This is a genomic window from Pseudomonas fuscovaginae SE-1, from assembly GCF_000364705.1.
Taxonomy (GTDB): Bacteria; Pseudomonadota; Gammaproteobacteria; order Pseudomonadales; family Pseudomonadaceae; genus Aquipseudomonas; species Aquipseudomonas fuscovaginae_A.
In genome coordinates, this window is sequence record NZ_AQOH01000261.1 from 1 (window position 1) to 9,637 (window position 9,637).

Below are 9,637 nucleotides of genomic sequence, written 5' to 3' on the forward strand. Positions count from 1 at the left end.
GAGCGCTTCTTCCTGTCCCAGGTCGAGGGGCGCGAGCCACTGGCCGGTGGTGGTCACCAACAGTTGCACCGCGATCTGTCGGCGCTGCGGCCGGGCGACACGGTCAATGCGCTGGTCTATCTCGATGATTATGGCCCCGGGAACGGTGCGACCCGCATCGTCCCCGGCAGCCATCGCCCTGAGCCCGCGGCGGCGGCGTTCGATTTCAATGACGAGTCCCACTCCGTGCAGGTTTGCGGCACAGCGGGCGACATCCTGGTGTTCGATGCCGACCTGGTGCATGCCGGCAGCCTGAACGCCAGCGGTGCTCGTCGGCGTACGCTGCTGGTCGGCTATTTCGCCGAGTCCCTGTATGCGTCCCATCTGCAGACCCTGGGCCTGCGCAGCATCCGGATGGAGACGAGCGAGCGCTTCGAGCCCATGGCTGTGGCGCCATCATCTCTCTCTTCGAGAGACCGCGTTTTGGAATGAATTGCGACTATTAATAGTAAGCATTACTATTAACAACCCGCCTTCATAGCCCGCCGCCATGAACTTCCAGCCACCGCGCAGACCCGGTTTTTTCGAGCACTACGAAGAATTGATCGGCACCTGGACCCGCCGTCTGCGCAACCGCCAGAAGGCCGAGGACCTGGCTCACGACACCTTCGTACGGGTGTTGGAAAGCAAGGCCGAGAGTGTCGAGCAGCCGCGCGCCTACCTGCACCAGACCGCGCGCAATATCGCGGTGGATGCCTATCGTCGCGAAGACCGGCGTGGCGCATTGGAACTGGAAGCGATCGAGCACAGCGCGCCGCCTGGCGGCGACCCGGAGCATTTCATGCACGCCATCCAGTTGGCCGATTCCATCGAGCGGGCCCTGGCCGAATTGCCGGTCAACTGCCGCAAGGCTTTCGTCTGGCAGAAGATCGAGGGCCTGAGCCAGGCCGAGATCGCCGAACGCCTGGGACTGTCCAAGAACATGGTCGAGAAGTATATGATCCGCACCCTGCGGCATCTGCGCGAACGCCTGGATGGCGCTGGGCAATGATGGGCAAGGCGATGCACACTTCACCCGGACAGGACTTTCCATGATGGATACCCGTGACTGCAACTGCGATCCCACTACGGTTCGCGACGAGGCCGCCGCCTGGTTCGTACGGGTCCAGGAGGCGCCGCTGAGCGCAGCGCAGCAGGCCGAGTTCGATGCCTGGCGTAACGAGCATGCCCTGCATCAGGACGAGTTCGATCTGCTCAAGGGGCTTTGGAGCGCTACCGACCTGTTGCCCCGGGCGCGTTTGCAGGCGCTGTGCGAGGCTGCGCCGGAACGTGTCCCGCGCCGACCGCTGCTGCGTTACGCAGTGGCGGCTGGGGTGGTTGCGGTAGCGGTAGGCCTGGGGCTGTTCAGCGGCCTGAATCACCCGGCGCCCTATAGCGCGACCTTCACCACGGTGCTCGGCGAACGCCGCCAGGTCGCCTTGCCCGATGGTTCTGTCATTGATCTCAACAGCCGCAGTCGGGTGGTGGTGAATTACGAGCGCGATCGGCGTTCCGTCGAGCTGGAGCAGGGCGAGGCGATGTTCAGCGTCGAGCACGACAGCGGCCGGCCATTCGTGGTGCAGACCGGTGTCGGCAAGGTGACGGTCACCGGCACCCGCTTCGACGTGCGCCGCGACCCAGCCCAGACGCGTGTGGTGGTGGAGGCGGGGACGGTCAAGGTGCAGGGGCGCAATGCGGGTGACGACCAGTTCGTCAGCCTCACCGCCGGCCTCGGTACGCGTGTCGACGCCCAGGGCAATGTCGCGGCGGCCCAGGCGGTCAATCCGGAAGAACTGACGGCCTGGCGCAGCGGCAAGCTGGTGTTCAACAACGCGAGCCTGGCCGAAGTGGTCAGTGAAGTCTCGCGCTATCGGGACAAGCCGCTGACGGTCGCCACTTCGGCGGTGGGCAACCTGCGCCTGACCAGCGTGTTCAAGGTCAACGACACCGATGCCTTGCTCAAGGCCCTGCCGAACATCCTGCCGGTGGCCGTGCGCAGCCGTGCCGACGGCTCGCAGGAAATAATTTCAAAATAGATTCAGGTTTTTTTCGAGTTCGTCGTCTTCTGTCCAACTGCAACTGGTTTGCATTAACAGCCGCATGCATTTGTGAACAACAGGACAAGGTCAGACGTGAACAACAACAAACCCAGCGCGCTTTACCAGGCGATCCGCCGTGCACTGCCCAGCTCCCAGGCCTTGGCCCTGGCACTGACGGTGGCCGGTGCGGCGACCCTGAGCCAGATGGCCCAGGCCGATACCGCCATTCATATCCAGGCCCAGCCGCTGGCGTCGGCCTTGAGCCAGTTGGGCCAGCAGACTTCCCTGCAGGTGTTCTTCAATCCGCAACTGGTGGCCGGCAAGCAGGCTCCGGCGGTGGACGGTAACCTGTCGCCGGAGGAGGCGCTGAACGTGCTCTTGCGCGGCAGCGGCCTGGACTACGACCTGCAGGACGGTTCGGTGACTCTGCGTGCGGCCGCCCCGGCCGCCAGCGGCTCGCTGGAACTGGCACCGCTGGACGTCAAGGTGGTGGGTGACTGGCTCGGTGACGCCGACCAGGCGATCGTGCAGAACCACCCGGGCGCGCGCACCGTGGTCCGCCGCCAGGCGATGGTCGAGCAGGGCGCGATGAACGTGAAGGACGCCCTCAAGACCGTGCCCGGCGTGCAGGTGCAGGAAAACAATGGCACCGGCGGCAGCGACATTTCCCTCAACGTCGGTGTGCGCGGCCTGACCTCACGGCTATCGCCACGCTCCACCGTGCTGATCGACGGCGTGCCGGCGGCGTTCGCGCCCTATGGCCAGCCGCAGTTGTCGATGGCGCCGGTTTCGGTCGGCAACCTGGACAGCATCGATGTGGTCCGTGGTGCCGGTTCCGTGCGCTATGGGCCGCAGAACGTCGGCGGGGTGATCAACTTCGTGACCCGGGCGATCCCGGAGAAATTCTCCGGCGAAGTCGGCACCACCCTGGAAACCACCCGCTACGGTGGCGTCAAGCACCTGGACACGGCGTTCCTCGGCGGCACTGCCGATAACGGGTTCGGCGCGGCCTTGCTGTATTCCGGAGTGAAGGGCCAGGGCTACCGCGAGAGCAACAACGGTAACGACATCAACGACGTGTTGCTCAAGACCCACTGGGCGCCGACCGATGTCGACGATTTTTCGCTGAACCTGCACTACTACGATGCCAACGCGGACATGCCCGGCGGCCTGACCCAGCAACAGTACGATGCCAGGCCGTACCAGTCGGTGCGCGACCATGACAACTTCACCGGCCGGCGCAAGGACATCTCCTTCAAGTACAAGCGGCAGGTGGATGACCAGACCCAGGTCGAGGTGCTGACGTATTACACCGACAGCTTCCGCGGCAGCAATATCGCCGCCCGCGACCAGAAGACCCTCGGTTCCTTCCCGCGCAGCTATTACACCATCGGTGTCGAGCCGCGAGCCTCGCGGGTGTTCGAGCTGGGTGAAACCAGCCAGGAAGTCAGTGTCGGCTACCGCTACCTGCGCGAGGCGATGCACGAGTCGTCGAGCCGGGTGGCGCTGGTCAACAATGTGCCGACCATCACTCCGACCTCCGACGGCCACATCTTCCAGGACCGGACCGGTGGGACCGAGGCCAACGCCTTCTATATCGATGACAAGATCGATATCGGCAAATGGACCATCACCCCGGGTATCCGCTTCGAACGCATCAATACCGACTGGCACGAGCGCCCGGTACCGGGCACCAACGGCGTGCCGGTGCAGGAGAAGAACCGCAGTGTCAGCAGCAACGAGCCGTTGCCGGCGCTGAGCGTGATGTACCACCTGTCCGATGCGTGGAAACTGTTCGCCAACTACGAGACCTCGTTCGGCAGCCTGCAGTATTTCCAGGTGGCCCAGGGCGGCAACGGCAACAGCACCGCCAACGGCCTGCAGCCGGAGAAGGCCAAGACCTACGAGCTGGGTACACGCTACGACAACGGCATCTGGGGCGGCGAGGTCACGCTGTTCTACATCGACTTCGCCGATGAGCTGCAGTACGTCAGCAACGATGTGGGCTGGACCAACCTGGGGGCGACCAGGCACCAGGGGATCGAGACGTCCGTGCACTACGACCTGTCGGCGCTGAACCCGGCGCTCGACGGCCTGACCGCGAATGCCGGCTACACCTACACCAAGGCCACGTCCCAGGGTGACATTCCGGGGTTCAAGGATCGCGACCTGCCGCTGTATTCACGCCAGGTGCTCAACCTCGGGCTGCGTTATGCGATCAACCGCTGGACCTACAACCTCGACGGCTTCGCCCAGTCGGCCCAGCGTGCACCAGGGACCGGTACCAATGCCGATGGCAGCTTCAACGGCAACTACATCACCCAGCCGACCGCTGATGGTCAGTACGGCAACATTCCCGGCTACATGACCTGGGACGTGCGCGGGGCTTATGACTTCGGTGCGCAGTTGTCGAACTTGAAGCTGGGGGCGGGGGTGCGCAACGTCTTCGACCAGCGTTACTTCACCCGTTCGAGCGACAACAACGCGGGAATCTATGTGGGTGAACCGCGGACGTTCTTCGTGCAGGCGAGCGTGGGCTTCTGATTCGCCAGCGTCTTTTACAGGGCCTGTAGGAACCGAACCTTGTGATGAGCGGGCTTGGTCGCGCTCGGCTGTGCAGCAGCCGTAAAACCCGGCAACCGAGTTGCACCTGATACTCCGAGGGTGCCGGTTTGGGGGCGCTTTGCGCCCCAGCGCGGGCAAGCCCGCTCGCCACAAGTCAGGCCTCGCCCAAAGTGGCTCAAACCCGCAGGATCCTGCCGCTGGCGGCCACGCCCAGCAGCATCAGGGCGATCAACAGGAAGGCCAGGCTCAGGCTGCTGGCATGGGCGATGAAACCGATCGCCGCCGGTCCTGCCAGGATGCCCGCATAGCCCAGGGTGGTGATCGCCGGTACGGCGATGCTTTCCGGCATGATCTTCTGCTTGCCCACGGCAGTGTACAGCACCGGCACGATATTCGAGCAACCGGCCCCGACCAGGGCATAGCCCACCAGCGCCGCCTCCCAGGCCGAAGCCAGGGTAGCCAGTGCCAGTCCGGCGGCGGCAGTGAGGCCGCCCAGCACGATCACCCGTTTGGCGCCCAGGCGCCGGACGATGGCGTCGCCGGTCAGGCGGCCGAGGGTCATGGTCAGGGCGAACGCGGCATAGCCGAGCCCGGCATAGGCGTCCGGCACCTGGCGCTCGGCGCTGAGAAACACCGCGCTCCAGTCCAGCATCGCCCCTTCGGCGAGAAACACGATAAAGCACAGCACGCCGATGAACAGCACCACGCCGTGGGGCACGGCGAAGGCCGGGCCCGTGCTTTCACTGCCGTAGGGCAGCAGGTGGGGCGCGGCCTTGAGCAGCGCCAGCAGCAGGAACAGGATCACCACGCCGATGGCGCCCAGCGGCGACAGGCCCAGGCCGAGCAGGGCGCTGACCCCGGCCGCACCGGCGATGCCGCCGAGGCTGAACAGTCCATGGAAGCCCGACATCATGGTTTTGCCGCTGGCCCGTTCGACGATCACCGCCTGCAGGTTGACGGTGGAGTCCACTGTGCCGAGCCCGGCACCGAACAGGAAGAGGCTGATCACCAGCAACGGTACCGAACTGATCGTCGCCAGCAGGGGCAGGGCGGCGCAGATCAGTAGCGTGCCGGTGGTCAGCACGCGGCGGCAGCCGAAGCGCCCGGCCAGGGCACCGGCCACGGGCATGGCGATGATCGAGCCGACGCCGAGGCACAACAGCAGCAGGCCGAGGGTGCCTTCATCGAGCCCGGTGCGGGCCTTGGCATAGGGCACCAGCGGCGCCCAGGCGGCGACGCCGAAACCGGCGATGAAGAAGGCGATGCGGGTCGACATCTGTTCCAGGCGGCCAGGGCGGGTGGCGGCGTGGGAGGTGAGGGCAGTCATGAAGAATCCTTGTCGGTACGGCGGTCCACGATGGGGTTTCTTGCTCTTGCTTTGGCTTTCTGTGGGAAACTCGACGGTTGTGCGCGGGCTTGAGGGCCTTTTCGCGGGCAAGCCACGTTCCTGCGGCCAGCGGTGTACCCCCACTTTGCGTTCGGCGTCACCCTGTGGGAGCCCGCAAGCCGGCTCTTGCAAGGGGATGTTCCAGGCGTTCGATGGCCGCGGGAGGCAAACAGTTCCAGCTCCTAGCGCAGGCGCCCGACGATATCGGCGATGCTGCTGAGCACATCCTTGCCCAGTTGCGCCGAGCGTCTGCCCGACCAGCCGGTCCGTGCGTCCGGGGCGTCGTCGTTGTCCTTGAAGGGCATTTCCAGGGTCAGCGACAGGCAGTCGTACTGCTGGCCGACGCTGTTGCAGGCCAGGGTCATGTTGGCCTCGCCGGGCAGGTCGCGGGTATAGCCGTGGGTGGTCTGGAAATCCCGGGTCAGGGCGCTCAGGTGGCTGCGAAAGTGCTGTTCCAGCTCGGCGATCCTCGCAGTGTAGCCCGGGTTACCCTCGCAGCCGGCGGTGAACACGTAGGGGATCTCCTCATCGCCATGGATATCGAGGAACAGGTCCACGCCATACTGGGCCATCTGCTGCTGGACGAAGAACACTTCCGGGCTGATTTCCGGGCTGGCGCTCTGCCAGGCGCGATTGAGGTCCTGGCCCATGGCGTTGGTGCGCAGGTGGCCATGGAACGCGCCATCCGGGTTCATGTTCGGCACCAGATACAGATCGGCGACGGCCAGCAGCGCATTCAACTGCGCGTCATCACGGCTCCGCAGGCGTTCGATCACGCCTTCCATGAACCATTCGGCCATGTGCTCGCCAGGATGCTGCTGGGCGATCAGCCAGACCTTGCGCTTGCCCGCCTCACCGTTGCCCTTGCGCAGCAACTGGATATCCCGGCCTTCGGCGCTCTTGCCGGTGGCCAACAGCTCGCTGCCGGCTAGGGTCAGGGCCTGTTCGATCAGCCAGTCATGCCGTTCACGGCTGTAGGGTTCGAAGTAGGCGAACCAGGCCTGTGGCTGCTCGGCCTGGAACTGGATGTGCAGGCTCTCGCCATCGAAGCGGGTGTCGGTACGAAACCAGTCATGGTGATTGTGGGAGGCAGCGGCACGATAGCCGGTCCAGGCCTTGTTATAGGAAGACTGGCTGGCGTTGGTCAGTTCGAAGGTATAGGACTGGCCCGGTTGCAGGCCTTCGACCTTGAAGTGGAACCACTGGAAGTGCTGGCTGCGGGTGTCCGGTTCGATGGCCAGCAGTAGGTGCCGCGGGTTGCTGGCGTCCAGTACCTGGATGTTACCGCTATCGAAGTCGCTGCTGATTTTGAGTGAGGGCAGAACCACGGTCATAGTCTGTGTACCTGAATATGATGTCTTGTGGTTGCTACTGTACACGGCGAGCGACTATTGGCCGAGGCATGTCAGACCTGACACGTGGAAGGGGGGCGTCTTCCCTGACGCTGGGTCAGGGTAGTGTTTATGATATTGATTCTCAAGTACTACGGTAATTTTTCAGCCCTATCGCCGTGAAGGGTGGCCTTTCATTGGCTGATGGTCCTTTGCTATCATACCCGTCATCGCGACTGCCCCGCCAAGATGGCAGCGTCCAAGTCTTCATTAGCCTGAAGCCGAACCCGTAAAACGGGTGCAAAAAAAGACCCGGCAAAAAGCCGGGTCAAAAACCGTGATTAGCCTGATGAGGAGATAATCCAGGAGTCCGACCTGAGGTCTCCAGGGTTATCGACTGATCTCGCGACCAGTTGCTTGCAATAATAATCATTATCATTTGCAAGTCAAATGTTTTCCTGCGCTTTCTGGAAATTATTTTTCCACTCCTCTCTCCAGACTTCGATTTCCTCTGTCATCGGCCATGATTCGGCGGTTATTCCCGTGCGCGCGTGTTACGGCGCCGGATACTGCACATTCACGGCGCGGTCGACCATGGCCTTGGCCATGTCGATCATGTGCACCACCGAAAAGGCCAGGTCGCGGGACGAGCCCTGCAGGGCGTCGGCTGCCTCATAGGCGGTGGCGGCGGCGCAGCGCAGCAGGTCGGAGGCGTAGACCATCGCTTCTTCGGCGCTGAGGTTGTGGCGTACGGCGAACAGCCGGTCCTCGCAGACGCGGCGAGGATTGCCCTCGGCAATCGAGCTTGAAACGGTTGGTTTCAAATAATAGTCGAGCGCCCGTCGGGTCGCGGGGCCGTCCCTGAGCGAGTCGTAGGGGGGCATGGGATCGATATCGGTTTTGGTCTTGGTGCTGGAAGTCATGGAGAGCCTGCCTTTGGAGGGAATCGAAACAGCAGATGCAGATTAGTACCAAACGTACTTTAATGCCTGATGCATATAATACATTTTGTGTATTGATCCGCCGAGTACAGCCCGTATTGTGCCGTCCATGGATAAATGGATTGCACTGGTGAGAGCCAAGCTGCGCGAGCTTGATCTCACGCAAGAAAAACTCGGAGAGCGCGTTGGGGTATCCCAGGGCGGTGTCGGTCATTGGTTGAACAAGCGCCGCCAGCCGGACCTGGAAACCATGAACAAGGTGTTCCTGGCACTGGGCCTCGGGCATCTGGAGATCGCGTTGGTGATCCGCGACCGTTCAGTGGCGGTGCAGTTGCCCGCCGAGCGCGATGGGCAGCCCTACGACACGACGTCGGCGTTCCGTTACCCGGTCAGTGATTGGCGCTCGGTGGTGCATACCCGCGAATCGGGGCACGATGACAACACCGTCGCCTGTTACGAAGTGGCCGATCACTACGCCTCGGGTGCGGCGTTCTGGCTGAAGGTGGCGGGGGACGCGATGACCGCGCCGCTGGGGATGAGCGTGCCGGAAGGCATGTTGATCCTGGTGGACCCGGACCTGGAGGCCGAGCCCGGCAAGCTGGTGATCGCCCGCCTGCGCGACAGCGAGGAGGCGATTTTCCGGCAGTGGGTGCAGGAGGGAGGCCAGGATTACCTGAAACCATTGACCCCGACGTATCCGAAGATTCTGTTTACCGACGACTACAGCATTATCGGTGTCGTCGTACAGGCAACAGCGAAGTTCTGACGTCTATCTGCTCCGTGGGACGCTGGAACTCGGCTGATGCGAGCCCGTTCCCACGAAGGCACTGCCCTCCACAGGTGAGGGGCAGGCCTTGGGGGAGCAGGTTCCGGAGAGACTATTGCAGTTCCACCAGTGCACTGCCTTCGGCAACCATCTCGCCTTCCTGGCAATGCAGCGCCTTGACCACCCCGGCCTGAGGCGCGCGGATGCTGTGTTCCATCTTCATGGCTTCGAGCACCACCAGTTGTGTGCCCGCCTCGACCGTCTGGCCAACTTCCACCAGGATACGGACGATGCTGCCGTTCATCGGTGCCGTCAGGCCGCCCTGGTGGCCGTGACTGGCCTCGACCGCGGTGATCGGCTCGAAGACGCTGATCGCCAGCAGTTCGCCCTGCCATTGCAGGTACAGCTCGCTATCGCGGCGGATCACCCGATGACGCCGGCGTACGCCCTCATGCTCGATTGACAGCACCTCCCCCTGCAAGGCGATGGCCGAAGTCGGCTCCAGTGTCACTGCCCGGTCTTCGTTGCGACAGCTCAGGTGCAGGACGGTTTCGCTCGGCAGTCCGCCGCGCAAGCCGTTGCGTTCGGCC

At 63.5% G+C, this 9,637-nt stretch carries 9 protein-coding genes; 5 read left to right on the forward strand and 4 right to left on the reverse strand.

Translation table 11 applies throughout. The features are described from left to right. The 4 genes from K675_RS31215 to K675_RS0121410 form a co-directional block, all read left to right on the forward strand. A partial coding sequence (locus tag K675_RS31215) for a phytanoyl-CoA dioxygenase family protein (RefSeq protein ID WP_017905516.1) occupies positions 1-471 on the forward strand: 471 nt, incomplete at its 5' end. A 58-nt stretch (positions 472-529) separates the two neighbouring features. Continuing rightward, positions 530-1,030: a sigma-70 family RNA polymerase sigma factor gene (locus K675_RS0121400; RefSeq protein ID WP_017905517.1), complete on the forward strand. Its 501-nt coding sequence runs from the start codon at positions 530-532 to the stop codon at positions 1,028-1,030. 40 nt (positions 1,031-1,070) lie between these two features. After that, positions 1,071-2,054, forward strand: a complete 984-nt coding sequence (locus K675_RS0121405) for a FecR family protein (RefSeq protein ID WP_017905518.1) — start codon at positions 1,071-1,073, stop codon at positions 2,052-2,054. 96 nt (positions 2,055-2,150) lie between these two features. Further along, complete coding sequence (locus K675_RS0121410) at positions 2,151-4,601, forward strand: TonB-dependent siderophore receptor (protein ID WP_017905519.1); 2,451 nt, start codon at positions 2,151-2,153, stop codon at positions 4,599-4,601. Between the two features lie 196 nt (positions 4,602-4,797). Here the strand turns inward: K675_RS0121410 and K675_RS0121415 are convergent, their stop codons facing one another. The 3 genes from K675_RS0121415 to K675_RS0121425 all read right to left on the reverse strand — a co-directional run bounded on the left by K675_RS0121415 (position 4,798) and on the right by K675_RS0121425 (position 8,263). Next, positions 4,798-5,949, reverse strand: coding sequence for an MFS transporter (locus K675_RS0121415; protein WP_017905520.1), 1,152 nt, complete (start codon positions 5,947-5,949; stop codon positions 4,798-4,800). A gap of 242 nt (positions 5,950-6,191) precedes the next feature. After that, positions 6,192-7,343 carry a M14 family metallopeptidase gene (locus K675_RS0121420; protein ID WP_017905521.1) on the reverse strand — a complete coding sequence of 384 codons (1,152 nt, stop codon included), beginning with the start codon at positions 7,341-7,343 and terminating at the stop codon, positions 6,192-6,194. A 551-nt stretch (positions 7,344-7,894) separates the two neighbouring features. Further along, positions 7,895-8,263 carry a DUF6124 family protein gene (locus K675_RS0121425; RefSeq protein ID WP_017905522.1) on the reverse strand — a complete coding sequence of 123 codons (369 nt, stop codon included), beginning with the start codon at positions 8,261-8,263 and terminating at the stop codon, positions 7,895-7,897. Positions 8,264-8,390: 127 nt separating this feature from the next. On the opposite strand from K675_RS0121425, the gene K675_RS0121430 reads away from it, so the two are divergent. Continuing rightward, complete coding sequence (locus K675_RS0121430) at positions 8,391-9,047, forward strand: LexA family protein (RefSeq protein ID WP_026145408.1); 657 nt, start codon at positions 8,391-8,393, stop codon at positions 9,045-9,047. Positions 9,048-9,159: 112 nt separating this feature from the next. On the opposite strand, the gene K675_RS0121435 is transcribed toward K675_RS0121430, so the two are convergent. Further along, positions 9,160-9,637, reverse strand: a 478-nt coding sequence (locus tag K675_RS0121435) for an acetyl-CoA carboxylase biotin carboxyl carrier protein subunit (RefSeq protein WP_026145409.1), incomplete at its 5' end; no start/stop codon positions are given.

Coding starts and splice junctions, on each gene's coding strand:
- K675_RS0121405 (WP_017905518.1), top strand. CDS start 1,071: ATGATGGATACCCGTGACTGCAACTGCGATCCCACTACGGTTCGCGAC.
- K675_RS0121400 (WP_017905517.1), top strand. CDS start 530: ATGAACTTCCAGCCACCGCGCAGACCCGGTTTTTTCGAGCACTACGAA.
- K675_RS0121425 (WP_017905522.1), bottom strand. CDS start 8,263: ATGACTTCCAGCACCAAGACCAAAACCGATATCGATCCCATGCCCCCC.
- K675_RS0121430 (WP_026145408.1), top strand. CDS start 8,391: ATGGATAAATGGATTGCACTGGTGAGAGCCAAGCTGCGCGAGCTTGAT.
- K675_RS0121415 (WP_017905520.1), bottom strand. CDS start 5,949: ATGACTGCCCTCACCTCCCACGCCGCCACCCGCCCTGGCCGCCTGGAA.
- K675_RS0121420 (WP_017905521.1), bottom strand. CDS start 7,343: ATGACCGTGGTTCTGCCCTCACTCAAAATCAGCAGCGACTTCGATAGC.